19 protein-coding genes and 1 pseudogene are annotated in these 24,589 nt (G+C 62.4%); 10 read left to right on the forward strand and 10 right to left on the reverse strand.

Going from position 1 to position 24,589, the window contains the following annotated elements:
• Positions 1–11: 11 nt before the first annotated feature.
• Both carA and dapB read right to left on the reverse strand, forming a co-directional pair.
• Positions 12–1,148 carry a glutamine-hydrolyzing carbamoyl-phosphate synthase small subunit gene (gene carA / locus HB860_RS09775; RefSeq protein WP_247626506.1) on the reverse strand — a complete coding sequence of 379 codons (1,137 nt, stop codon included), beginning with the start codon at positions 1,146–1,148 and terminating at the stop codon, positions 12–14.
• A 668-nt stretch (positions 1,149–1,816) separates the two neighbouring features.
• Entirely contained in the window at positions 1,817–2,629 is an 813-nt protein-coding gene (gene dapB, locus HB860_RS09780) for a 4-hydroxy-tetrahydrodipicolinate reductase (RefSeq protein WP_247626507.1), read from the reverse strand.
• Between the two features lie 321 nt (positions 2,630–2,950).
• Between dapB and HB860_RS09785 the strand changes: the two genes are divergently transcribed.
• The 4 genes from HB860_RS09785 (at position 2,951) to serA (ending at position 7,295) form a co-directional block, all read left to right on the forward strand.
• Positions 2,951–4,297: a Na+/H+ antiporter NhaC family protein gene (locus tag HB860_RS09785; protein WP_139436671.1), complete on the forward strand. Its 1,347-nt coding sequence runs from the start codon at positions 2,951–2,953 to the stop codon at positions 4,295–4,297.
• Positions 4,298–4,401: 104 nt separating this feature from the next.
• Positions 4,402–4,998 (forward strand): 5-formyltetrahydrofolate cyclo-ligase, encoded by a 597-nt coding sequence (locus HB860_RS09790; RefSeq protein WP_247626508.1) that lies wholly within the window; start codon positions 4,402–4,404, stop codon positions 4,996–4,998.
• Positions 4,999–5,145: 147 nt separating this feature from the next.
• Positions 5,146–5,799, forward strand: a complete 654-nt coding sequence (gene rpiA, locus HB860_RS09795) for a ribose-5-phosphate isomerase RpiA (RefSeq protein WP_247626509.1) — start codon at positions 5,146–5,148, stop codon at positions 5,797–5,799.
• Positions 5,800–6,062: 263 nt separating this feature from the next.
• A complete protein-coding gene (gene serA / locus HB860_RS09800; RefSeq protein ID WP_139436667.1) occupies positions 6,063–7,295 on the forward strand; it encodes a phosphoglycerate dehydrogenase in 1,233 nt (410 codons plus the stop codon).
• Between the two features lie 83 nt (positions 7,296–7,378).
• Here the strand turns inward: serA and HB860_RS09805 are convergent, their stop codons facing one another.
• The gene (locus HB860_RS09805; RefSeq protein WP_005328065.1) at positions 7,379–7,759 is read right to left on the reverse strand and encodes a diacylglycerol kinase; all 381 of its coding nucleotides are present in this window, start codon (positions 7,757–7,759) and stop codon (positions 7,379–7,381) included.
• A gap of 141 nt (positions 7,760–7,900) precedes the next feature.
• Between HB860_RS09805 and HB860_RS09810 the strand changes: the two genes are divergently transcribed.
• Positions 7,901–8,968 (forward strand): 3-deoxy-7-phosphoheptulonate synthase, encoded by a 1,068-nt coding sequence (locus HB860_RS09810; protein ID WP_247626510.1) that lies wholly within the window; start codon positions 7,901–7,903, stop codon positions 8,966–8,968.
• 8 nt (positions 8,969–8,976) lie between these two features.
• Positions 8,977–9,100 (forward strand): annotated as a pseudogene (locus HB860_RS22355) (3-deoxy-7-phosphoheptulonate synthase); the annotation flags it as partial.
• A 342-nt stretch (positions 9,101–9,442) separates the two neighbouring features.
• Here the strand turns inward: HB860_RS22355 and HB860_RS09815 are convergent.
• From HB860_RS09815 to HB860_RS09825, 3 genes are all read right to left on the reverse strand, one after another.
• The gene (locus tag HB860_RS09815) at positions 9,443–10,228 is read right to left on the reverse strand and encodes an ATP-binding cassette domain-containing protein (protein ID WP_247626511.1); all 786 of its coding nucleotides are present in this window, start codon (positions 10,226–10,228) and stop codon (positions 9,443–9,445) included.
• Entirely contained in the window at positions 10,215–11,222 is a 1,008-nt protein-coding gene (gene btuC / locus HB860_RS09820) for a vitamin B12 ABC transporter permease BtuC (protein WP_247626512.1), read from the reverse strand. Before btuC ends, HB860_RS09815 begins: the two co-directional genes overlap by 14 nt.
• A gap of 87 nt (positions 11,223–11,309) precedes the next feature.
• Positions 11,310–12,059: a substrate-binding periplasmic protein gene (locus tag HB860_RS09825; protein WP_202046069.1), complete on the reverse strand. Its 750-nt coding sequence runs from the start codon at positions 12,057–12,059 to the stop codon at positions 11,310–11,312.
• Positions 12,060–12,171: 112 nt separating this feature from the next.
• On the opposite strand from HB860_RS09825, the gene HB860_RS09830 reads away from it, so the two are divergent.
• The 3 genes from HB860_RS09830 to glgC all read left to right on the forward strand — a co-directional run bounded on the left by HB860_RS09830 (position 12,172) and on the right by glgC (position 15,254).
• A complete protein-coding gene (locus HB860_RS09830) occupies positions 12,172–12,528 on the forward strand; it encodes a DMT family protein (RefSeq protein WP_042654692.1) in 357 nt (118 codons plus the stop codon).
• Between the two features lie 55 nt (positions 12,529–12,583).
• Entirely contained in the window at positions 12,584–13,723 is a 1,140-nt protein-coding gene (tapW, locus tag HB860_RS09835) for a PilT/PilU family type 4a pilus ATPase (protein ID WP_247626513.1), read from the forward strand.
• Positions 13,724–13,982: 259 nt separating this feature from the next.
• A complete protein-coding gene (glgC, locus tag HB860_RS09840; protein WP_247626514.1) occupies positions 13,983–15,254 on the forward strand; it encodes a glucose-1-phosphate adenylyltransferase in 1,272 nt (423 codons plus the stop codon).
• 100 nt (positions 15,255–15,354) lie between these two features.
• Here glgC and HB860_RS09845 read toward each other — a convergent pair whose 3' ends face one another.
• The 3 genes from HB860_RS09845 to HB860_RS09855 are packed head-to-tail and all read right to left on the reverse strand — an operon-like array spanning position 15,355 to position 18,135.
• A complete protein-coding gene (locus HB860_RS09845; RefSeq protein ID WP_247626515.1) occupies positions 15,355–15,597 on the reverse strand; it encodes a FeoC-like transcriptional regulator in 243 nt (80 codons plus the stop codon).
• A gap of 43 nt (positions 15,598–15,640) precedes the next feature.
• Complete coding sequence (gene feoB, locus HB860_RS09850; RefSeq protein WP_247626516.1) at positions 15,641–17,911, reverse strand: Fe(2+) transporter permease subunit FeoB; 2,271 nt, start codon at positions 17,909–17,911, stop codon at positions 15,641–15,643.
• The gene (locus HB860_RS09855; protein WP_171273620.1) at positions 17,908–18,135 is read right to left on the reverse strand and encodes a FeoA family protein; all 228 of its coding nucleotides are present in this window, start codon (positions 18,133–18,135) and stop codon (positions 17,908–17,910) included. Before HB860_RS09855 ends, feoB begins: the two co-directional genes overlap by 4 nt.
• Positions 18,136–18,255: 120 nt before the next feature.
• Between HB860_RS09855 and HB860_RS09860 the strand changes: the two genes are divergently transcribed.
• A complete protein-coding gene (locus HB860_RS09860) occupies positions 18,256–18,585 on the forward strand; it encodes a translation initiation factor (RefSeq protein ID WP_247626517.1) in 330 nt (109 codons plus the stop codon).
• 229 nt (positions 18,586–18,814) lie between these two features.
• On the opposite strand, the gene HB860_RS09865 is transcribed toward HB860_RS09860, so the two are convergent.
• Entirely contained in the window at positions 18,815–24,526 is a 5,712-nt protein-coding gene (locus HB860_RS09865) for an Ig-like domain-containing protein (protein ID WP_247626518.1), read from the reverse strand.
• Between the last annotated feature and the right edge of the window lie 63 nt (positions 24,527–24,589).

Here is a 24,589-nt window from a genome sequence, read left to right on the forward strand (position 1 = left end):
TCTTTATCCTCTTAGGCGCGATACTGCTTAATCAATTCAATAAAGTGGTCGAACAGACCGGCACAATCGTGGGGGCCCGGGCTCGCCTCGGGGTGACCCTGGAAGCTGAAGGCCGGACGATCGGTGCGGTGGATGCCCTGCAGGGACCCGTCGAACAGGGAGACGTGAGTGGCACGCAGGCACTCCGGCAGGCTGTTCTCGTCCACCGCAAAGCCGTGGTTCTGGGCGGTGATCATCACTGTGTTGTCGTCCAGGCTCTTCACCGGGTGGTTGGCACCGTGGTGACCGAACTTCATCTTGACTGTCTTGGCGCCGGAGGCCAGACCCAGCAGCTGGTGACCCAGGCAGATGCCGAACACCGGGGTGTTGGTACCGAGGAAGGTCTTGATGGCCTCGATGGCGTAGTCGCACGGCTCGGGGTCACCGGGGCCGTTGGAGAGGAAGATGCCATCCGGGTTCATCGCCAGCACCTCGGCGGCCGGGGTCTTGGCCGGCACCACGGTCAGGCGGCAACCACGGTCAACCAGCATGCGCAGGATGTTGCGCTTGACGCCAAAGTCGTAGGCCACCACGTGGTACTTGAGCTCATCGGCCGCCGGGGTGACGTGCCCCTTGCCGAGCTGCCAGCTCCCTTCGCTCCAGTTGTACGCTTCACCAACCGTCACCTCTTTGGCCAGATCCATTCCCTTCAAACCTGGGAAGGCGCGGGCCTGTTCGAGGGCATGGGCTTCATCGACCTGTTTCCCGGCCAGGATGCAGCCAGCCTGAGCGCCTTTCTCGCGCAGGATGCGGGTCAGTTTGCGGGTATCGATGTCGGCGATGCCAACGATGTTGTGGGACTTGAGGTAATCGGAGAGGGATTGCTGATTGCGGAAATTGGAGGCAAGTATCGGAAGGTCCCGGATGATCAATCCCTGCGCGTGGATTTGACTGGACTCTTCATCTTCGCTGTTGGTGCCGGTGTTGCCTATATGGGGGTAAGTGAGGGTGACTATCTGACGGGAATAAGAGGGATCGGTGAGGATTTCCTGATAGCCCGTCATCGACGTATTGAAAACCACTTCACCAACGGAACATCCCTCGGCGCCTATCGACACGCCTTTGAACACAGTTCCATCTTCCAGCACTAGCAATGCAGTGTGATTCAAGACAACCTCCAGTTATTTAGCTTTAAATTCAGCAATTTACCTGGGTGTTGCGGGTCCGGACGCTGTTTGAAACAGGGCTCAAACCCGGCAGATTTCTGGCAAATTGGGCGCATTCTACTCAAAAACGATCTCATTTCAACGTCTTTTCTCGTTTGAAATGCATCTAAATTCAATAAACAAGCAACATTACCCATTATCTATGCACTAAGGCGCTTTGCAACCCCCTCCCCAAAAAGAAAAGCCAAAACCCGAAACAAAAGCACCCACCCATGCCACCTGGCAGACAAAAATCGATATTTTATCTCTAATAAACAGATAGATATGAATTTAAAAAACAAACAACGAAAGCCAAAAAGTGCCATTTGGCGATAGAAAACTGACTCCGAAAAATAGAAAACGTTTTTCTTTGATTGCATTTTTAGTCTATTTGACCTGGTGTGAAAAAAGCGGGCTACAGGGAAGATTGAGACCCGTTCCCGTTACCCTCTGATGACATTTTTGTCGCAGGAGTGTGGCGAAGAAATGGGAAGGGGGCGATTTAGGCAGGTTCACCACAAAAGCGGTGCTTAACGCTTGTTTTTACAAAAACCATAAACAAAACCCCGGCAAGCCGGGGTCTGACAACCAGATCGGGGAGAGGAGAGCCCTGGTCGGGCTCCCGCTGTGCCCTATTTGAGGTCAAGTACGTCCTGCATGTTGTAGAGACCCGCCCCCTGCTGGCCGAGCCACTTGCCCGCCCGCACGGCGCCATTGGCAAACGTCAGGCGGCTCGAGGCCTTGTGGCTTATCTCCACCCGCTCGCCGATGTCGGCAAACATGACGGTGTGCTCCCCCACCAGATCCCCGGCACGGATGGTGGCAAAGCCGATGGTGTTGCGATCCCGCTCCCCGGTGATCCCCTCGCGGCCATAGACGGCACACTCCTTGAGATCCCGGCCCAGGGTTTTCGCCACCACTTCCCCCATGGAGAGCGCGGTGCCGGACGGCGCATCCACCTTGTGTCTATGGTGCCCCTCGATGATCTCGATGTCGGTGTACTCCCCCATCACCTTGGCGGCCTGCTCCAGCAGCTTGAACACCAGGTTGACGCCGACCGAGTAGTTGGACGCGAAGACGATGCCGATCTGCTTGCCCGCCTCGTGCAGCGCGGCCTTGCCTGCGTCATCAAAGCCGGTGGTGCCTATCACCATCTGCTTGCCATGGGCCAGGGCGAAGGCCAGGTTGGCCAGGGTCACCTCGGGGCGGGTGAAGTCGATGATGAGATCAAACTCGTCACGCACCTTGTCCAGGCTGTCGCTGATGATGACCCCAAGCCGGCCCAGGCCATTGAGTTCACCCGCATCCAGGCCTATCACGGCAGAGCCGGGTCGCTCCAGCGCCGCACCGACCACCACGCCCTCGGCGTTGGTGATGGCCTCCAGCAGCACCTTGCCCATACGACCATTACAGCCCATCACGGCCACACGGATCGGATTGTCCATCTCCACCCTCTCATCTCTTTATTATGGAAAGAGACCGTTTTACCAGCCCGCGCCGGCTTTGAAAAGCCTTCCGTGGCCGTCGGCTTGGCGCCGCCATATCAACAACAAATTATGATTAACTCCGAATATTTGACGGATTTAATCAGCGTATCAGAATCACAAAAGAAAAAGGCCTATCCATCTGGACGTCTATCTTGACCAGATGCCCCCGACTCACTACTGTAAGCCCCCCATAGCGGCAGGATGCCTACCCTGTGTCCGAACATATCCGGGCCAACACAGGCTGCGACAGGAGGTCATTGTTCAAGTTTCGAGGAACACATGATCCAGACCCAACCCAGTGCCAGAGCCCTGCTGCCCCTTCTGGTCTTTCTTGCTCTCTTCATCGGTACCGGCACCTGGCTGACCCTGCAGGGGGTCGAGTTCGCCTTCTACCAGCTGCCCGCCCCCGTGGCCGCCCTGCCCGCCGTCATGCTGGCGCTGATGCTGGGCAAGGAGGGCTTCAACAAGAACCTTGAGACCTTCTTCAAGGGGGTGGGTGACAGCAACATCATGGCCATGTGCCTCATCTATCTGCTGGCGGGCGCCTTCGCCACCGTGGCCAAGGCCACCGGCGGGGTGGATGCCACCGTCGCCCTCGGCCTCTCCCTGATCCCGGGCTGGTTCCTGCTGCCGGGTCTGTTCCTCATCTCCGCCTTCATTGCCACCGCCATGGGCACCTCCATGGGCACCATAGGGGCAGTGGCCCCCGTGGCCCTCGGCGTCGCCCAGGCCACCGGCATCGATCCCGTGCTGATGGCGGGCACCATTCTCTCCGGCGCCATGTTCGGCGACAACCTCTCCATTATCTCGGACACCACCATAGCGGCGACCCGCAGCCAGGGCTGCGAGATGAAGGACAAGTTCCGCGAGAACGTCAAGATTGCCGCCCCCGCCGCCGTGCTGGTGATCCTGCTCTACCTGCTGCTGGGCTCCACCGGTGAGGCCCCCGCCGCCAACGCCAGCGCTGACCTGCTCAAGGTGATGCCCTACCTGCTGATCCTGGTGCTGGCGCTCGGTGGCATGAACGTCTTCGTGGTGCTCGGCCTTGGCATCCTGGCCGCCGGTGGTGTTGGCATGATCGGAGGCTATCCCCTCGGCCAGTTCAGCAAGGACATCTACCAGGGCTTCACCAGCATGCAGGAGATCTTCCTGCTCTCCATGCTCATCGGCGGCCTCGGCGCCCTGATGGAGCGCCAGGGAGGCCTTGCCTGGATCAGCGCCCGCATCGCCGCCCTCATCGCCCGCTTCACCCGTGCCCACGACGGCGAGCAAAACGAGAAGGCGGCCGAGCTCGGCATCGCCGGCGTGGTGGGGCTGACCAACCTCTGCACCGCCAACAACACGGTCGCCATCATAGTGGCGAGCAAGGTGGCCAGGGATCTGGCGGATCATCACGGGGTCACCCCGCGCCGCGCCGCCTCCATGCTGGACATCTTCTCCTGCGTGGTGCAGGGCCTGATCCCCTGGGGCGCCCAGGCGCTGCTGCTGGGCTCCATCTTCGCCCTCTCGCCGCTGGCCGTGGTGAGCATGAGCTTCTACCCCATGGCGCTGGCCCTGGCCGCCATCGTGGCCGTCTTCCTCAAGCACCAGACAGGCGCTGTGGCCCCCGCCGCCCAGCGCGTCTGACATCTGACCTTCGGGGCCGCCTCGCCGGCGGCCCTGCCATCGACTTTTCATCCCGTCAGCCCCTTGCTAAGGTAGCCCCAGCCCATCCTCGTCAAGGAGTCCCCATGCCGGATACCCAACCCGAACGCCAAAGCCTGCGCCAGCTCATACGCCAGCGCAGAAAGAGCCTGAGTCAGGCCGAGCAGCAGGCGGCGGCCCTGCAGCTGGTCCTTCGCTTCCAGCAGCATACCGAGATCCTGGCGGCCAGACGCATCGCCCTCTATCTGGCCAATGACGGCGAACTCGATCCCCTGCCCGCCATTCATTGGCTCTGGAGCCAGCGCAAGGAGGTCTACCTGCCGGTGCTGCACCCCTTCACCCCGGGTCACCTGCTCTTCTTGCGCTACACCGCCACCAGCCCCATGACCCGCAACCGCTATGGCATCGCCGAGCCCGAACTCGATGTGCAGCAGGTGCTGCCCCACAGCATGCTGGATCTCATCTGCACCCCGCTGGTGGCCTTCGATGCCGAGGGCAACCGGCTCGGCATGGGGGGCGGCTATTACGATCGCACCCTGGCCTGCTGGCACGAACACGGGCTGGGCCCAAGGCCCCTGGGGCTCGCCCACGACTGCCAGCAGGTGGACGCCGTGCCCCAGGCGCAGTGGGACGTGCCGCTGCCCCAGATCATCACCCCCAGCCGCAGCTGGCACTTTGGATGACCCTGACGGGGAGCTCGGCCCCCTCGGTTCAATAAACAGGCAAACGATTTACATCTTGGGGCTTTTTGCCCCGGAACGTGACCGCCATGGTCGCTCTGGGCAGGATGCTTGGATATAATGCGCCCGCTTTTTCCATAAGGATCCATCATGACTCAAGATGAAATGAAGAAGGCGGCCGGTTGGGCTGCGCTCAAATACGTGGTACCCGGCACCATAGTCGGGGTGGGCACCGGCTCTACCGTCAATCACTTCATCGACGCACTGGCGACCATGAAGGACGAGATCAAGGGCGCGGTATCGAGCTCCATCGCCTCCACCGAGCGCCTCAAGGGGTTCGGCATCCCGGTGTTTGACCTCAACGACATCGATGCCCTCTCCGTCTACGTGGATGGCGCCGACGAGATCAACGGGACCCGCGACATGATCAAGGGGGGCGGTGCCGCCCTGACCCGCGAGAAGATAGTCGCGGCCGTGGCCGACCAGTTCATCTGCATCATCGACAACACCAAGACAGTCGAGGTGCTGGGCCAGTTCCCGCTGCCGGTGGAGGTGATCCCCATGGCCCGCGAATACGTGGCCCGCGAGATCAGGAAACTGGGTGGCAACCCGGTGTGGCGTGAGGGTGTGGTGACCGACAACGGCAACATCATTCTGGACGTCAAGGGCATGGCCATCACCGACGCCAAAGGGCTGGAAGTGCAGCTCAACGCCATCGTGGGCGTGGTCACCAACGGCCTGTTCGCCCATCGCGGCGCCGACGTGGTACTGATCGGCACCCCCGAGGGTGTGATCACCAACTAAGGCCTGCTCCCCGGACCTCTCCTCCGGGGCAAGCCCCGCCCGGGTCAGTCAATCTGACTGCCCCAAATGGACAACGGCGCCTGATGGCGCCGTTTCTATTTATGGCTCAATGGGTTGCACCAGGCAGGCTGCAAAAAACGTTGATAACTTCAAAGAATTTGACTTTCGTCACAAATATTCCCTCTCCCAAACGTTTTTGCTACTTTACGGTTTTCTTCACACCGCAAGCCTGAACGCATTTTTCAAACAATAGAGGGAACGTCATGACAGCCAAGTTTTCGCTGGACAAGGATAAGATCAAAGTACTGCTGCTGGAGGGGGTGCATCCCAACACGGTAGAGACCTTTCGGGCAGCCGGCTACACCAATGTCGAGTATCTGAAGACCTCACTGTCGGAAGAGGATCTGATCGAGCGCATTCGTGACGTACATTTCGTGGGCCTGCGTTCACGCACCCAGATCACCGAGAAGGTGCTGGATGCCGCCGGCAAGCTGGTCGCCATCGGCTGCTTCTGCATCGGCACCAACCAGGTCTCCCTGGATGCCGCCCACGTGCGCGGCATTCCCGTCTTCAACGCCCCCTTCTCCAACACCCGCTCCGTGGCCGAACTGGTGCTGGGGGAGATACTGCTGCTGCTGCGCGGCATCCCCGAGAAAAACGCCAAGTGCCATCGCGGCGTCTGGGAGAAGCTCGCCAACCGCAGCGTCGAAGCTCGCGGCAAGAAGCTCGGCATCATAGGCTACGGCCACATCGGTACCCAGCTTGGCATCATCGCCGAGATGATCGGCATGAAGGTCTACTACTACGACATCGAGAACAAGCTCTCGCTGGGCAACGCCATCCAGGTGCCGAACCTGGTGGAGCTGCTCAACATGTCTGACGTCATCAGCCTGCACGTGCCTGAGACCGCCTCCACCAAGGATCTCATCGGCGCCGAGCAGCTGCGCATGATGAAACCGGGCGCCATCTTCATCAACGCCTCCCGCGGTACCGTGGTGGACATCGATGCCCTGGCCGACGTCATCAAGAGCGGTCACCTCTCCGGCGCCGCCATCGACGTCTTCCCGAGCGAGCCCAAGTCCAACGACGAGGAGTTCCTGACCCCGCTGCGCGGCCTGGACAACGTGATCCTGACCCCCCATATCGGCGGTTCGACGCAAGAGGCCCAGGAGAACATAGGTCTGGAAGTGGCCAACAAGCTGGTCAAGTACTCCGACAACGGCTCCACCCTCTCCGCCGTCAACTTCCCGGAAGTCTCCCTGCCGGGCCACAAGGGCTCCAGCCGCCTGCTGCACATCCACCGCAACCAGCCCGGCGTGATGAACCAGATCAACCAGATCTTCGCCGACGAGGGGATCAACATCGCCGGTCAGTACCTGCAGACCAGCAGCGAGATCGGCTATGTGGTGATCGACGTGGAAACCGAGCACAGCGAGAAGGCGCTCTCCCGTCTCAAGGAGATCAACGGCACCATACGTGCCCGGATCCTGCACTAATACCTGAGCCCGGCGCCAGGCCAGCAAAAAGCCCGTCTCGATGACGGGCTTTTTTATGTCAGGAGGAAGGTTGCTCTCGCAAGCTACCACCAGCCCAGCAGATTGCGGCCAATCAAGGCACCCCACACCAGGGCATTGAGGGCCAGGGCGATGAAGACGGCGGCGGAGCCGAGATCCTTGGCGCGCCCCGACAGCTCGTGATGTTCGGAGCCGATGCGATCCACCACCGCCTCGATGGCGGAGTTGAGCACCTCGACGATCACCACCAGCCAGCTGATGCAGATGAGCAGCAGGATCTCGTTGAGAGAGTTGCCGAGCCAGCCAGCCAGCGGCATCAGAGCCAAGACAAGCACCAGCTCCTGACGGAAGGCCGCCTCGTTAATCCAGGCCGATTTGAGACCCTTCATGCTGTAACCGGTTGCGTTGATGATGCGGGTAACCCCGGTCGCGCCTGGCTTTGCCACGATAACTACCTCATTTGAAATGGCTTTTAGGCTCACATCCTATCAGAGCCTCCCAAGGTTTCCATCGGGGGATTTTTGCTTTATTTTATCCCCTTGCATTTTGGCATCCCGCCCCCCTTATTCACTCGAGAATAGAGTCGTATGTCCATTCACACCGATGAATTGCGCACCCGTCGCCTGGAGTCCCTGATCACTCCGAGCGAGCTGGCGCACGCCTTCCCGTTAAACGACACCGTCGCCCAGAACCTGCTGGATGCCCGCCACGATGTAGAAGCCATTCTGGCTGGTGAGGATCAGCGCCTGCTGGTCATCGTCGGCCCCTGCTCCATCCACGATCCGGCCGCCGCCCGTGAATACGCCCAGCGCCTCAACACCCTGCGCGAGCAGTATAAAGAGAGTCTGTGCATAGTGATGCGCACCTACTTCGAGAAGCCGCGCACTATCGTCGGCTGGAAGGGGCTCATCAACGATCCGCGCCTCGACGGCAGTTTCGACGTGAATGAAGGGCTGAAGCTGGCCCGCCAGCTGCTGGTGGACATCAACGAGATGGGCATGCCCACCGCCACCGAATTCCTCGACATGGTGACCGGCCAGTACATCAGCGACCTCATCACCTGGGGCGCCATAGGCGCGCGCACCACAGAATCCCAGGTGCACCGCGAGATGGCCTCCGCCCTCTCCTGCCCGGTGGGCTTCAAGAACGGCACCGACGGCAACACCCGCATCGCCATCGATGCGGTGCGCGCCGCCCGCCACAGCCACATCTTCTACTCCCCGGACAAGGACGGCAAGATGACCATCTACCGTACCGCCGGCAACCCCTATGGCCACGTGATCTTGCGTGGCGGCCACAGGCCGAACTACGACACCGCCAGCATCGACGAGGCCTGTGAGGCCCTGGCCGACGTGGGCCTGCCCGAGCGGCTGGTGGTGGACTTCAGCCACGGCAACAGCATGAAGGATCACCGTCGCCAGCTGCTGGTGGCACAGGATATCTGCGATCAGCTGCGCCGCGGCCGCACCGGCATCGCCGGCATCATGGCCGAGAGCTTCCTGGTGGAAGGGCGGCAGGACGTGGAGAACGGCTGCGCCGTCACCTTCGGCCAGAGCATCACGGATGCCTGCCTGTCGTGGGAAGACACCGAGACTCTGCTGGCCATGCTGGCCGAAGCGGCCCAGGTGCGGCTGGAGAAAACCCGCCAGAGTTAACGGCTGCGTCATCCTCCTTGGGCCAGAGCATCACGGATGCCTGGCTGTCGTGCGTGGGAAGACACCGAGACCCTGCTGGCCATGCTGGCCGAGGCGGCCCAGGTGCGGCTGGAGAAAGCCCGCCAGGGTTAACATCTGCGTCATCCTCCTTGGGCCAGAGCATCACGGATGCCTGGCTATCGTGCATGGGAAGACTCCGAGACTCTGCTGACCATGCTGGCCGAGGCGGCTCAGGTGCGGCTGGACAAGCAGAAAGCCTGAGCCACCGCTCAACGCGCTATCTGCCCATTCAAAGAGCCAGGCATCACGGATGCCTGGCTCTTTTCATTTCCACAGTGACTCACTCACCCCCCTTGGCTTCGCTCAGCCTCTGCAGGTTATCAATGCTGTCTCCACAGCATACGGAGCGGCCCCCTTCTCCCACTTATCTTAAAAGAATGGGAGAAGGGGGTGGGGATGAGGGGGAAGCCCGCCTCACAGGCTCGGCATAAACCAGGTGCGGCCGGCCGCCTCGACGCGATCCGTCTTGATCTGGAACACCCGCTCCAGCAAGGCTTCGTCGATGACCTCCACGCCCCCCTCGCTCACCACCCGACCCTGTTGCAGGCAGAGGATGCGATCCGCCCAGTCGATGGCCAGGTTGATGTCGTGGATGGCGATCACCACCAGCAACCCCTGCCCGGCCAGCTGCTTGAGCAGCCGCAGCAGGGCCAGCTGATGATGCAGATCCAGTCCCGCCAGGGGCTCGTCCAGCAGCAGCACCCGCCCATCTGTGTTGAGGCCTGGCCACAGTTGCAGCAGGGTGCGGGCGATCAGCACCCGCTGCTGCTCCCCGCCGGAGAGACGGCTGAAGTCCCGCGCCAGCAGGGTATCCAGCTCCAGCGCGGCGCAGATCTCGGCCACCGCCCTGCCCTGTGCCTCGGGCAACCCCTCCTCATCCAGCCCCAGGCTCAGCACCTGGAACACCGGGATATGGAACAGCTGGGGTTGACGCTGGGGCAGCATGGCGCGGCGCCTGGCAAGCTCCGGCCAGCTCAGATCAGTGAGCACTTCCCCTCCCAGCAGCACGGCCCCTTCGGCGGGCAGAATGCCGGCGAGGACGCCGAGCAGGGTCGACTTGCCGCTGCCGTTGGGGCCGAGCAGGGCTACCAGCTGGCCCCCCGCCCAGGCGAGATCCAGGGGGGAGAGCCGCGCGGGGATCCCGAGGGCCCGCGCCTCCAGCAGCCAGAGGGGATCGGGGGAGGAGTTAACGGGGGACATCGGCATCTTGCCTCAGCAGCAGGTAGATAAAGAGCGGCGCCCCGACCGAGGCGGTGATGACGCCGATGGGCAGCTCACCGGCATGAAGGGCCGAGCGCGCCACCAGATCGGCGCCAAGCAGCAGGGCGCCGCCGCCGAGCGCCGAGGCGGGCAGCAGGAAGCGCTGATCGCTGCCGCCACACAGCCGCAGCAGGTGGGGCACCACCAGGCCGACGAAGCCGATGACGCCGCACAGGGACACAGCCACCCCGGTGAGCAGGCAGACCGCCAGCACCAGCCGCACCCGCATGCGGTCCACGTTCATCCCCATCAGCCTGGCCTGGGTCTCCCCCAGCAGCAGCTGTTGCAGCGCCCGGCCCTGCCAGCAGAGCCAGCCGAGGGTGAGCGGCAGCACCAGCCACCACCAGGCGAGCTGCTGGCTGCCATAGGAGAGGCTGCCCATCATCCAGAACATGAATTCCCGCAGTGAGCCGTCGTCGGCAAAGTACATCAGCCAGGTCATGGCCGCATTGGTGAGGATGCCGATGGCCACCCCGAACAGCAGCAACCGGGTGTGGCCGAGCCGGGCCCGGCGCGCCAGGTGGATGAGCAGCATGGTCACCACCAGGGCGCCGCCGAAGGCCGCGAGGGACAGCCCCCAGCCCGGCAGGTAGACACCGAGGGACTTGGCCACCGCCATCGCCACCATGGCGGCGAGGCCAGCCCCGCTCGAGACGCCGAGCAGGCCGGGTTCGGCCACAGGGTTGTGCAGCATCACCTGCAGCACGGCGCCACCACAGGCGAGTGCCGCTCCCGCCAGCAGGGCCAGCAGGGCGCGCGGCAGCCGCAGCTCCAGCAGGATGCGCAGCTCCAGCTCCCCCAGGGGTTGCCAGGGCAGCAGCACGAACTCCCCCAGGGCAAGGGAGAGCAGGAAGAGGGAGAGCACGAGCAGCGACAGGGCGAGCAACCAGTGGCGCTGCCAGCGCTGCTGGCGGTGGATGAGAGCGAGATACACGCGGGATCCCCGAAATGAGACAGGTGCCGCCCCCGAACCGGGGGCCAGCAGGAAAGCTGCATGATAACAGCGCGTTACCACCCAAGGTCAAGGCTGGTAAGGCTTGGCCAGCGTCGCTATCTCGCCGCTCTCCACCATGGTCTGCAACGCCTGCGCCAGCGCAGGCCCGAGCGCATGGTGGGGTGAGTGCTTGCTCATGCCCAGGTAGAGCACCACGGGGTGGGGCGGGCGGTAGTCCGCCTTGATGAGGCCGGCGTCGTTGCGCTGGCTCAGGGCGTAATCCACCTGGCAGTCGGTGCCTATCATCAGGGGCAGATGACCCCGCTCCACCATGCGCTGCAACTGATCCTCGGTGGGCACCCCGTGCTTGTCGAGCCGGCCGTCGTCGTCGAAGGGGGCGAAATAGGCGGAGTTGAGCACATAGCCTATCTCCCTGCCGCGCAGATCCTCGTAGGTTTTCAGGGTGGCCACCGCCGCCGCCTTGCCGTAGAAGGCCGGCCTGCACTGGTAATAGGCCGGTTGCAGGTAATCGATGAAGGCCGCCCGCTCTCGCGTGTGGGCCAACCCTATCATCAAGTCCGCCTGACCCGTCTGCATCTGCTTGAGTGCCCGTCCCCAGGGCACCCGCTTGAGGGTGAGCACTATGCCGCTGCGAGCCTGCAACTGGCGCAGAATGTCGATATCCAGACCATGGAACTCGTCGTTCTGCGCCAGCATGCGAAACGGGGGCCAGACATCGGTCACCACCGTCAGGGTTGGCGCTCCGTTCGCCATCGCGGTAACGGGCGTCATACAGGCAAACAACAGACCAAGCACTCCCCAGCTTGTCTTGCCCATCCAGTTTCAACCTTCTGTTGCCACATCCTTGTGGGTTAAAAATACCCTCAAGCCCCACTTATGGAAACCCGTGGAGTCGAGATAAAATGCATTGATTTCAAAGGAGAACCTAATGAACCCTATCATCACCAGTATCGGTCTGCTGATCTGCAGCAACGTTTTCATGACCTTCGCCTGGTATGCCCATCTCAAGAGCATGAACCACAAACCCTGGATCATCGCCGCCCTGGTGAGCTGGGGGATCGCCCTGTTCGAGTACCTGCTGCAGGTGCCCGCCAACCGCATCGGCCACACAGTGCTGACCGTCGGTCAGCTCAAGATCCTGCAGGAGGTGATCACCCTCACCGTGTTCGTCCCCTTCTCCATCTTCTATCTGAAGGAGGACCTGAAGTGGGACTACCTCTGGGCCGGCCTGTGCATCCTGGGCGCGGTGTTTTTTGTGTTTCGCGAGAAACTGACCGGTGCCTGAGGCTGTACACTCAAGCACATTGCTCCCCCTATTTCTTTGAGTGACGAGGCAACACATGGAATTGCGAGACATGCTACAGATCCTGGCCAAGCAGGATGGCTCCGACCTCTATCTCTCCACCGGCGCCCCCCCCTGCGCCAAGTTCAACGGCGCCCTGCGCCCCCTGAACGAGGTGCCGCTCGAGCCGGGCGAGGTGGCCAGGATAGCCGCCGAGCTCATGGACTCGGAGCAGAAGCAGCAGTTCGAGAAGGAGCTGGAGATGAACCTCGCCATCTCCCTGCCCCAGATAGGCCGCTTTCGGGTCAACATCTTCAAGCAGCGCAATGAGGTCTCCCTGGTGGCGCGCAACATCAAGACCGAGATCCCCCGCTTCGAGGACTTGAAGCTCCCCCCCGTGCTGCTCGACACCATCATGGAGAAGCGCGGCCTGGTGCTCTTCGTCGGCGGCACCGGCTCTGGCAAGTCCACCTCGCTCGCGGCCCTCATCGACCATCGCAACCGCAACAGCGGCGGCCACATCATCACCATCGAGGATCCGGTGGAGTTCGTCCATCGCCACCGCAAGAGCATCATCAACCAGCGGGAGGTGGGGGTGGATACCCGCAGCTTCCACGCGGCCCTGAAGAACACCCTGCGCCAGGCGCCGGACGTCATCCTCATCGGGGAAATTCGCGACCGCGAGACCATGGAACATGCCCTGGCCTTCTCCGAAACCGGCCACCTTGCCATCTCCACCCTGCACGCCAACAACGCCAACCAGGCGCTGGACCGCATCATCAACTTCTTCCCCGAGGAGCGCAGGCCCCAGCTGCTCAACGATCTTGGCAACAACCTCAAGGCCTTCGTCTCCCAGCGGCTGGTGAAGACCACGGAGGGCGGCCGCCGGGCGGCAGTGGAGGTGATGCTCGGCACCCACACCATTCGCGATCTCATCAAGCGCGGCGAGTTTGGCGGCCTCAAGGAGATCATGGAGAAATCCAGGGCCCTTGGCATGGTCACCTTCGACAGCACCCTGTTCGATCTGGTGGTGGAGGGGGTGATAGACGAAGAAGAGGCGGTCAAGAACGCAGATTCCCAGAACAACCTGCGCCTCAAGATAAAACTCTGGCGCGAGAAGGGGCAGATAGGCAACAGTGCGTCGGCCAGCGGCTGGAGCCTGGAGCCCACCAAGGATGATAACAACGATCTCTTCTAGTCAGGCGCGCCCCCTCCCCCGCCACACCCGGCCGCCGTCGCGGCCGGGTGCTCAACAAGAGCACGGCGGGTCCCTCTCCCTTCGCGCTGCCCTCTGCCCTTCATTCGACCACACACCGAGCCCTCCCCTGATTGGCAATGGCGCGCGCTCACATAAATGACAAAAAAATCAGTTTGAATCCCAACCCGGGTTGAAAACCCTTTCAAAAAGGCCTCAAAGGAGGCACCATTGAGGAGGTATATCAATAAAGGGGTATTCAATGTTGTTACAACCAGCCAACACAGCAAGGTCCAGACAGTTATTGAACGAGACCATGGCGTTGGTGTTAGCCGGGGGGCGAGGCAGTCGGCTCCAGCAGTTGACGGACAACAGGGCAAAACCGGCCGTTCATTTTGGCGGCAAGTTCCGCATCATCGACTTCGTCCTCTCCAATTGCATCAACTCCGGGATCCGCCGGATCGGCGTGGTCACCCAGTACAAGTCCCACAGTCTGCTGCGTCACCTGCAGTCGGGCTGGTCCTTCCTGCGCTACCAGATGAACGAATTCATCGAGCTGCTGCCGGCCCAGCAGCGCATTGACGAGGTCAGCTGGTATCGAGGCACCGCCGATGCGGTCTACCAGAACATGGACATCATTCGCGAGCACGGCCCCAAATATGTGGTGGTGCTGGCGGGGGATCACATCTACAAGATGGATTACGCCGCCATACTGCTCGATCACGTCAACCTGGGCAGCCGGGTGACGGTGGCCTGCATCGAAGTGCCGCGCCAGGAGGCCAGCGCCTTCGGCGTGATGGCGGTGGACGAGAGCCGCAGGATCAACGCCTTCGTCGAGAAGCCCGCCGACCCGCCCGCCATGCCGGGCAAACCCGACACCGCGCTGGCCTCCATGGGGGTCTACATCTTCGACGCCGACTACCTCTATCAGCTGCTGGAAGAGGATCTCGCCAACCCGCAGTCCCACCACGATTTTGGCATGGACGTGATCCCGCGGGTGGTCAAGGAGGGCACCGCCTATGCCCACCCGTTCAGCCTCTCCTGCGTCGGCTGCTGCCCGCAGAAACGCCCCTACTGGCGCGATGTGGGGACGGTGGACTCCTTCTGGGAGGCGAACATGGATCTCGCCTCGGTGACCCCCGAGCTCGACATCTACGATCAGGACTGGCCCATCTGGACCAGCCAGAAGATGACGGCCCCCGCCAAGTTCGTGCAGGATCAGAACGGCCAGCACGGCATGACCATCAACTCCCTGTTCGCCGGCGGCACCATTGTCAGCGGCTCCTTCATCGTGAGCTCTGTGCTGTTCAACAACGTGCGGGTCGATTCCTTCTGCACCCTGGATCAGGCGGTGATCTTCCCCGGGGTCGAGATAGGGGCCGGTTGCCGGTTGCGCCGGGTGGTGATCGACAAGGGTTGCCGGTTGCCGGAAGGGCTGGTGGTGGGGGAGAACGCCTGCGAGGATGCCCGCCGCTTCTATCGCTCCGAGCAGGGCATAGTGCTGGTCACCCAGGCGATGCTGGCCAGGCTGTGATGGCCCAGCAACCCTCCCGCCATGTCGGCAACAGACAAAAAAAGAGACCCGCACTGGCGGGTCTCTTGTTGTCAGCTGACGCTCTCTGGCGGCAATGCGCTCAGCGCTGCTGTACCAGGCCGATCCGGCCGGATTCGCACCACTCGAACATCACCTCCTCGCTCTTGCCGCAGCAACTGCCGCCGCACACCCGGGTCTCCCGCTTGGTGACGCGGCCCTTGCGCATCCAGACGCCGAGCATGGCCTCCACCGCATCCTCCGAGGTGTGGAAGTGGCGGGCCAGCTCCCGCCGGCTCACCCTCTGCTGCGCCGCCAGATAATCACCCAGCTCTCGCAATATCATGGCGTAACCTCCTCTTGATGGGGACATCCCCTCGTTTGCGCCCTCACAGAGTCACCACCTTGCGGGCAACTATGTCCCCGTGGCGGCGACCGAACCACCACAGCAGCGCCAGGGAGAGCCCGTAGCTCAGGGTCCAGAGCAGGCTCTGCTCGGGGTGAGCGGCAAAGGTCGCCAGCTGGTAGAAGAGGGTGGCGCACATGAAGGCCATGTAGTTGCACCAGGCGGCGGTGAACAGGGCCCACTGACGACCGGTCTCCCGCACCAGGGCGCCCATGGCGGCGGCACAGGGCATGTAGAGCAGCACGAACAGCAGGTAGGCGAAGGCACCGGCCGCCCCGTCGAAGTGGGTCTGCATGTTGCCATAGGTGGAGGTATCCACCTCCTGGGCCTCGGCGGCCGCCTGCTGATCGGCCAGCTCCCCGACCTTGAGCCCCATGGGATCGGCGGGATCTATGTCCGCCAGGTTGGCGGGAATGGTGGCCAGCGCCTCCTTCAGGCTGCCGAGCAGGGAGTATTCACTCTCCTCCTCGTCACCGGCGCTGCCGGCATAGAGGCTGTTGAGGGTGGCGACCACCGCCTCCTTGGCGAAGATGCCGGTGAGGATGCCGACCGTGGCCTGCCAGTTCTCCTCCCGTATCCCGATGGGATGCAGTACCGGGGTCACCGACTGGCTGATCTTGCTCAGCACCGAGTTCTCCTGATCCTGGTTGCCGAAGCTGCCGTCGGTGCCCAGCGAATTGAGCACGCTCAGCACCGCCACCATCAGCACTATGGTCTTGCCCGCGCCGAAGATGAAGGCCTTGAGTTTTTGCCAGGTGCGCAGCCCCACGTCCACAGGACGGGGCCACTCGTAGTCCGGCATCTCCATCACCATGGAGTCGCTCTTGCCCGGCAGCAGGGTGCTGCGCAGGAAGAGGCCGGTGAGCACGGCCACCAGTATGCCGAGCAGGTAGAGGCCGAACACCAGGTTCTGGCCCGACGCGGGGAAGAAGGCCACCGCGAACAGGGCATAGACCGGCAGCCGGGCGCCGCAGGACATGAAGGGCGCCATGGCCGAGGTCATCAGCCGCTCGCGCTCCGACCCCAGAGTACGGGTCGCCATCACCGCGGGCACGGTGCAGCCAAAGCCCATCAGCATGGGGACGAAGGCCTTGCCGGGCAAGCCGAGGCGGCGCATCAGGGCATCCACCACGAAGGCGGCGCGGGCCAGATAGCCCGAGCTCTCCAGCACGGCGAGGAACAGGAAGAGGCAGCCCACCACGGGGATGAAGGTCGCCACCGTCTGCAGACCGGCTCCGACCCCGTCAGCCAGCACGGCTCCCAGCCAGTCGGGGGCCGACACCAGCCCCAGCAGGTGGTGCACTCCGTCCACGAACAGGGCGCCCCCCAGGATGTCGAAGAAATCGATGAAGGCGCTGCCCACCTTGATGGCGAACATGAACATCAGGTACATCACCAGCAGGAAGAAGGGGATGCCCACCCAGCGGTTGAGCAGCACCCTGTCCAGCCGCTCGCTCTGGGCGACAGTGAGCTTGCCCTGTTGACGGCACGCCTGCTGGCACCAGTGGTGGATGTGGCCGTAGCGCAGATCTGCCAGTTGCAGATCGATGTCCTGGGCGTGGTGGGCACGGCTCACCACGTTGTCGGCCGCCGCCTGCTGACCCGCCGCCAGGGTCTCCTGCATGGCAACGTCCTCCTCCAGCAGGCGCAGGGCACGGCCGCGGTCACTGAGGTGGTGAGGGGCGAGCAGGGTCTCGAGCTCGGCGATGTCGCCTTCCAGCGGCTGACCGTAATCGAGCACCAGGGCGGGCTGGGGCTGGCCGATGAACTGGTGGATCTGCTCCTTGAAGGCCGCCACCTGCTGGCGATTGTGGGCCGAGAGCGACACCACGGGGCAACCGAGCGCCTGGCCGAGCAGCCCCTCGTCTATGGTGATGCGGCGCTTTTGCAGCAGATCCATCTTGTTGAGCACCACCACCATGGGCAGACCCAGTTCCCGCAGTTGCAGGGTGAGATAGAGAGAGCGCTCCAGGTTGGCGGCATCGATGACGTTGAGCAGCAGGTCCGGCTGCTGGCCCTGCACGAAGCGACTGGCGATCTGTTCGTCCAGGCTCGCCTCCTGATTGGCCAGGGAGTAGATACCGGGCAAGTCCATCAGGGTGTAATCCTGCCCCTTGGCGGAAAACTCGCCCATCTTCTTGTCGACGGTGACCCCGCTCCAGTTGCCCACCTGCTGGCGGGCACCGGTCAGGGCGTTGAACAGCGAGGTCTTGCCGCTGTTGGGGTTGCCTACGGTTACCAGGGAGTAGTTCATACCGGTTCGACCTCGATTTGCTGGGCCAGGCTCTTTTGCATGGAGAGGCAGATGCCCTGGCACTGGATCTGGAGCGGATCCCCCAGGGGGGCCGCCCGCAGATAGAGGATCTCGGTCTGGGGCAGGAGCCCCATCACCATCAGCTTGCGTCGCAAGGCGCGGCCAAGCTGGTTCATGTTCTTGATACGAGCACGCTGCCCCGGCGACAACTCTGTGAGTACCATGACGGGCTCCTGAAGTTAAACAAGAATAATTCGCTTTTAGTGGGAAGGATTATAAGCTGTGCCCTCAACATTTATTTGCGTAAAATCAAACTCCGCTTAGCTAACCGACAAAGTATTGCCATGAGTCACGACAACAACAGCCGCCTGGTCTACAGCACGGACGGCGGCATGATCAAGGAATCCGCCCCCGCCCAGAGCGCCTCCCCCTTCCCCGCCGACGGGGTCGTGCGCATCCGCCGCGAGACCAAGGGGCGCAAGGGCGCCGGTGTCATCACCATTCACGGCGTGCCGGCCGAACAGCAGAAAACCATCGCCACCCTGCTCAAGAAGAAGTGCGGCACCGGCGGCGGCCTCAAGGAGGGGATCATCGAGATCCAGGGGGACAAGCGGGACCTTATCAAGGCCGAGCTGGAGAAGGCCGGCTTTCAAGTCAAGCTGGTGGGCGGCTGATCCCTGCCTGACACTCGCCCTCGCGGAGTCGAAGGTCAAGGGGCGAGGAGCCGAAACCTGGCCAGTCGCTCTCGTCATGCCGAGTCCATTTAGGTGCAGCCCGGGCCTCGGCCCTCCCTGAGCGCCCCCTCCCTGGCGAGCACCTTGCCTCCCCCTTTTATCGCCGGGCAATGGGGCAGATAAAAAAGCGGCGGGATGCCCCGCCGCTGTTCTCCCCGTCTCTTCCTGCTTAGGGGTTGTCGATATCAAGCCTGTGGTTGCTCAGCAGGTAGTCGATCACCTGAGAGGCCGTGCTGCTCGCATCCCCCGTCAGGGAGCCGAAGCTGTGGTTCATCAGCACTATGTCCTGCGCCACCTGATGGGTGGTGGTGTCCTGCACCTGCAGATGGATCCCGTCTGTCTCCTGCACCATGGAGAGCAGGCTCTTCAGGGAATCCATCGTCTGGCTGCCATCCTGATCCAGCAGGTCACTCAAGTCCAGCCTGTCGCCCTCCCCCTGATTGAAGTCAGCCACATAGTCCAAGGTCACCTTGCCGGCCTCGAGGTCCCCCTGCAGCCAGGCGAACGTATCGGCGCCACTGCCGCCGTGCTGCAGGTCGCTCCCTGCCCTGCCCACCAGGATGTCGTTGCCGGCGCCCCCCTGCAGATCGTCGTCCTCCATGGTACCTACCAGGGTACCGCTGGCGGCGCCACCATAGCCGACCTTGACGCTGCCATCCGCCTCCCCGGCCAGCAGGAAGTCCCCTTCCGAGTAGTGGCCAAGCAGCCGGAGTGCGGCACTCTGGGTGCCGTCGCTAACCGTCAGCAAGCCGCCGGTGCCATCGGCACTGGCGCTGTAACTGAGCCGGGTATCGACGCCAAAGATCAGATCGCTCAGCAGCAGTCCATCCTCCTGCTCCAGGCCGAGGATGGTGCCAAGCGACATGGCATCATCCGCCTCGACCGCCAGGGTACCTGCCCCGTCACCGTGGAAGGCCACGCTGCCAAGCCGGGCCGCCCCGCCGAAGGCGAGAGTCCCATCGCCGTCTATGGTGGCACTGCCGCCGCCCGTCACATCTCCGAGCAGGCGCAGATCGCCACCATTGGCCCACAGGTGTCCGCTGTTATCCAGCGCGCTGGCCACCGTCATGCCCCCCGCCCCCGTCGCTGCCAGGGTGCCGCTGTTGTCGATGACGTTGTTGCCGGTATCCAGCAGCAGGGCATGCAGGCCGTTGGCCAGGATGAGGCCCGCATTCGCCAGCATCAGCTGCCCGCCACCCAGCTGGCCGGCGCCCGAGATGGTGTTGTTCTCGTTCACCAGGCGTGATTGCGGCGTGCTGCCGACGATCAGGTTGGTCGGACTGTCTGACAGCACCACCTGACCACCGCCGCGCAGAGTGAGGTGCTCGACCAGCACTTCCAGGCGGGTTGCCTGGCCGTGAGAATCGAGGAGAACGCTGCCGCTGTTGTCGAGGAAGCCCCCCAGCGGCAGCATGGCGCCATCGTGCAGCATCATGGTGCCGCTGTTGCTCATCTCTGGGGCCAGGTCGAACACGAAGTTCGCCGCCCCCAGCGCCCCGGCATCCACCCCGCGCAAGGTGATGCTGGAGTCAGGGCCCAGGGTGATGACGGCATTGCCCTGACCATCGTCTGCGATCTGCAGGCTGGCGAAGTTCAGGCCTGCGCCAAACCCGATCAGATCCAGCCGGTCGGCCGCCACATCGAAGCCATAGACCTGGTTGTGGGCGATGGGCTGGGCGAACACGAAGGTATCGGCACCGGACGAGCCGCTCAGGTTGTCATCCTGGGACAACGCAAAGATCGGCGAGCCGGGGGCGTAGGCCTCCACGTTGTCTCGTACCAGCATGCTGCCCGTTGAGCCGTCGACGTTGATCCACGTCATCGCCACCGGTAGCACTATTGCGCCGCTGAAGTCGGTTGCTGTGGTCACAGTCAAGCGACTCGGGTCGTCGGTGACTACCGTCCAGGTGCCATCGCCGTTATCGCTACCCTCACTTAAGCTCCAGCCCACTGGCATGCCGGCAACCGTTACGGTGACAGTGCCGATGTAGTCGGCCAGGTCGGTCAGGGCAAGATTAATAGGCTCCCCAGCAATTCCGGCAGGCGCATTGGTGACCGTTGCGGCAGTGCCACTATTGCCAGCCACGTCGGTATACGAGCCCGCCACAATGCTCACTGTGATATTAGTGCCACCCGATGGCGCACCGGTGATTTCCACGTCGTAGGTATCGCTATCGACCTCGGTGAGGCTCGAAACGCTACCTTGCGACACAGTAATGTCGCCGGCAGTGAATCCGACCACTGCCTCACTGAACTGGACAGTCTGGGTGCGAGTGGAACCATTCTGATCGTCCGGTGTAATCGCCGCCGTCGGCGCCGTGGTATCCACCCTGATACTGAGAGCATTGCTGGTCGAAGCGGCACTGGCATTACCAGCAGTATCCGTCTGGATTGCCCGGACGTTGTGAGTGCCCTGTGCCAACGAGACATCCAGGCTGAATACGCCGCCAGACACCACAGTCGTGCCCAAACTCTCGCCTCCATCGATCACACCATCGTTGTCAATGTCACGGAACACGGTGACGGTCGCGCCGTTTTCACCCACGCCATCAATGGTCAGCGCACTGGTGTTTTTGGTTATGTTGTCGGTGCTGCTCGAGCCGGTATCGTCCGTCGCCGCTAGGTTGAGCGAAGTCGGCGCCACAGGGGCTGCCGTGTCGATCGTGACAGTGAAGGCCGCAGAGGCGACTCCTTGGTTACCCGCCGCGTCTTCGACCCGCGCTGTGTAACTGACGCTATTGCCGTTGGCGAGCGTGCTGTCCGTATAGTTCCAAGCACCACCCGATGCAGAGGCTGTGCCCAGGCGTGTTGCACCGTCATAGATCGCGATCACATCGCCTGAACCCAACGTGCCGCTATAAGTTCCCACCAACGCCAGTGAAGTGTCGTTGGTAACTCCGCCGTTGGTCAGCACACCCGTCACTGGGTTGACGTTGTCGGTTACCGTGCTGATCGAGGCGGTTTGTATCGGCGCAGTCGTGTCCACAGTCACCGGCAAGGCTGCAGACACTGCGCTCACATTGCCTGCCACATCGGTGGCCTGGGCGGTGAAGCTGTAGCCTCCCTGAGCCAACGTGGTACCTGTGTGATCGAAGCTCCAGTTGCCCGAACCATTGGCCGTGGTGGTGCCGATACTGACGCCATCGCGGAATACCTGGACGCTGCTGTTCGCCTCCGCCGTGCCGTTAATGATCAGCGTGCTGTCGTTGGTGATTTCATCCGTGCCGCTGCTGCCATTGTCGGCGGTCACTGCGCTAACTACCGGCGCTGCCACGCTGGTATCTATCGTCACCACCAACCCCCCTGAGGCCGGACTGACATTGCCCGCCCAGTCGGTCACCTTGGCTGTCAGTGTGTGTGAGCCACTGCTTAGTGCGCTGCTGGTGATACTCCAACTGCCGTCCAGTGCAGCAGTGGTCGTACCCAGTACCGTAGTGCCATTGGTGTCGTAAAGCGTTACCGTGGCACCGACTTCGGCACCTGTGCCGCTGACAGTCGGTGTATTGTCGTTGGTGATATTGTCCGTAGCCGAGGTGCCGGTGTCGGAAACCGCCTGCAAGTCGGGAGCCGAAGGAGCAGAAGGTGCGCTGCTGTCGACAGACAGTATGTGATCGTAACCGCCGAAGACCACCTTCACCGGCACCGCGCCCTGCGCGCTGGCGCCGATCAGGGTATAGGTCTGACCGCTGGCAAAATTGCCACTGCCCGTCGTATCGATCGATACCAGCAGGTTTTCACCCGACACCGACAGTTTGACAAACTTGGCCACGTTGTCGCCCACCTGGAAACCACTGAGCAGGGATGAGAGATCCAGTTTGTCGCCTTCTGTGAAGTTGTAATCGGCGATGGTATCGGCATTCGCTACACCTACAGCCTCTGCGCCCCACTGGAAGGTGTCACCGCCAGCGCCACCGGCCAGCATGTCGACTCCGGAGCCTCCGATCAGCACGTCCGCACCGGTACCGCCTAGTAGCAGATCGCTGTTGGCGCCACCATCGAGGGTATTGCCACCATTCTGCGCCACCAGCACGTCATTGCCCGACAGGCCGGAAACCGTGCCCGCTGCGTTGGCGATAATCATCTCGGCGCTGGCCGTACCGGTCAGGCCGAGAATCTCACCGGTGCCCCCACTGTTCGCTGCAATGACGCCCTTCCAGGTCGTATTGATGTCGAGGTAGTTGTTCGATGGGGTTGCGGTGTCCCTAGTCGACCAGACATTGGCCAGTCCAATAGACGCATTTTCGAAGTAACCGCTGGGGCTGACCGTGGCGTTCCAACTGGTCGCATCCAGATTCAGGTCATTGCCATCGGCGTTGAACAGGAAGGTCTGCAGATCGTCACGCGCCGTGACGTTGGTCAGGATCTCCTGCAACTGGGCGGCGGTGAAATTCAGGTGAATGGAATCCGTACCTGTGGCCAGGGCATCCGTATAGTTGGTCGCTGTCGTGCCTACGTGACTCCAACTGGTGTAGACAGTGTCGCCACCACTACCAGCATTGAGAGAAGGTGCGAGCACATTGACGCCGGCATAGTTGTTGGTATCTCCGCTACCGGTACTGGTGAATGTCACATCGCTCACGACATAGTTGGTGATATTGCCACCCGAGTTGATCGCGATGGTGAAGGTGTCGTTGTCATTGCCATTGCTGTCATGGGTGAGGTTGTTGCCGGCCAGCCAGGTGTTGATATTGGCAATGGTTCCGGTAATCGTGGCGTTATTGCCCCCCACTGCCGTGCCACCTGCAGGTGCACCGGAAACGGTGAAACTACTATTGCCGCTGGTACGGGTGATGGTAACAGTCACCAAGCCCGTGGTGTCGGCATCGGCAAACATGAGCCGGTTGAACGGCGTCTGATCACCCGAGCCCGGATCGTACTGCAGGTTGTCCGGCGCAATGATGACCGAGGCATCGGCTGTGCCATTGATAGTGATCACCACGTTGTGTGTCGTGCCATCGGCGGTGGAAACCACGATCGTATCCGTCAACGACTCGCCACTGGACAGCTGCTGGATCGCGGCATGGGTATTGTCCGCCTTGTAACTCCAGGCCCCGCTCGCGTCGATGGAGAAGGAGCCGTAGGCACTGGACGCATTGGTCTGCACCGTAAACGCTGTGGAGCTGTCCACATCCGTGGCATTCAGGTCCCCGCTGGCCACCAGTTGTCCGGCCACCAATGCTGTGTCTTCCGTCACACCGGCAGTGTCAGTACCGGTGATGACGGCATCGTCGTTGGTGCCGGTGACGGTGATGGTCACCGTGCCGGACAGGCTGGTGTCGGTACCGGTCCCGCTGTCATCGGTGGCGGTGTAGGTGAAGCTGACGTCGCGGGTCTCGCCCTCGGCCAGATCCTGGAAGTCGCTGCCCGGATCGAAGGTGAAGGTGCCGTCATTGTTGTTCACCACCGAGCCTGCGCTCGGGGTGCTGGTGATGGCGAAGCTGTGCAGGTCGCTGGTGTCGGCGTCACTGACCACGAAGCTGCCGTTGACCGTGCTGCCATCTTCCGTGGCGGCTGCCGCCACATTGCTCACCACCGGCCGGTCATTGGTGCCGGTGACGGTGATGGTCACCGTGCCGGACAGGCTGGTGTCGGTACCGGTCCCGCTGTCATCGGTGGCGGTGTAGGTGAAGCTGACGTCGCGGGTCTCGCCCTCGGCCAGATCCTGGAAGTCGCTGCCCGGATCGAAGGTGAAGGTGCCGTCATTGTTGTTCACCACCGAGCCTGCGCTCGGGGTGCTGGTGATGGCGAAGCTGTGCAGGTCGCTGGTGTCGGCGTCACTGACCACGAAGCTGCCGTTGACCGTGCTGCCATCTTCCGTGGCGGCTGCCGCCACATTGCTCACCACCGGCCGGTCATTGGTGCCGGTGACGGTGATGGTCACCGTGCCGGACAGGCTGGTGTCGGTGCCGGTTCCGCTGTCATCGGTGGCGGTGTAGGTGAAGCT

It is taken from the genome of Aeromonas genomosp. paramedia (assembly GCF_023093515.1).
GTDB lineage: Bacteria > Pseudomonadota > Gammaproteobacteria > Enterobacterales > Aeromonadaceae > Aeromonas.

Coding starts and splice junctions, on each gene's coding strand:
- dapB (WP_247626507.1), bottom strand. CDS start 2,629: ATGGACAATCCGATCCGTGTGGCCGTGATGGGCTGTAATGGTCGTATG.
- HB860_RS09785 (WP_139436671.1), top strand. CDS start 2,951: ATGATCCAGACCCAACCCAGTGCCAGAGCCCTGCTGCCCCTTCTGGTC.
- HB860_RS09790 (WP_247626508.1), top strand. CDS start 4,402: ATGCCGGATACCCAACCCGAACGCCAAAGCCTGCGCCAGCTCATACGC.
- rpiA (WP_247626509.1), top strand. CDS start 5,146: ATGACTCAAGATGAAATGAAGAAGGCGGCCGGTTGGGCTGCGCTCAAA.
- serA (WP_139436667.1), top strand. CDS start 6,063: ATGACAGCCAAGTTTTCGCTGGACAAGGATAAGATCAAAGTACTGCTG.
- HB860_RS09810 (WP_247626510.1), top strand. CDS start 7,901: ATGTCCATTCACACCGATGAATTGCGCACCCGTCGCCTGGAGTCCCTG.
- HB860_RS09815 (WP_247626511.1), bottom strand. CDS start 10,228: ATGTCCCCCGTTAACTCCTCCCCCGATCCCCTCTGGCTGCTGGAGGCG.
- HB860_RS09825 (WP_202046069.1), bottom strand. CDS start 12,059: ATGGGCAAGACAAGCTGGGGAGTGCTTGGTCTGTTGTTTGCCTGTATG.
- HB860_RS09830 (WP_042654692.1), top strand. CDS start 12,172: ATGAACCCTATCATCACCAGTATCGGTCTGCTGATCTGCAGCAACGTT.
- tapW (WP_247626513.1), top strand. CDS start 12,584: ATGGAATTGCGAGACATGCTACAGATCCTGGCCAAGCAGGATGGCTCC.
- glgC (WP_247626514.1), top strand. CDS start 13,983: ATGTTGTTACAACCAGCCAACACAGCAAGGTCCAGACAGTTATTGAAC.
- HB860_RS09845 (WP_247626515.1), bottom strand. CDS start 15,597: ATGATATTGCGAGAGCTGGGTGATTATCTGGCGGCGCAGCAGAGGGTG.
- feoB (WP_247626516.1), bottom strand. CDS start 17,911: ATGAACTACTCCCTGGTAACCGTAGGCAACCCCAACAGCGGCAAGACC.
- HB860_RS09855 (WP_171273620.1), bottom strand. CDS start 18,135: ATGGTACTCACAGAGTTGTCGCCGGGGCAGCGTGCTCGTATCAAGAAC.
- HB860_RS09860 (WP_247626517.1), top strand. CDS start 18,256: ATGAGTCACGACAACAACAGCCGCCTGGTCTACAGCACGGACGGCGGC.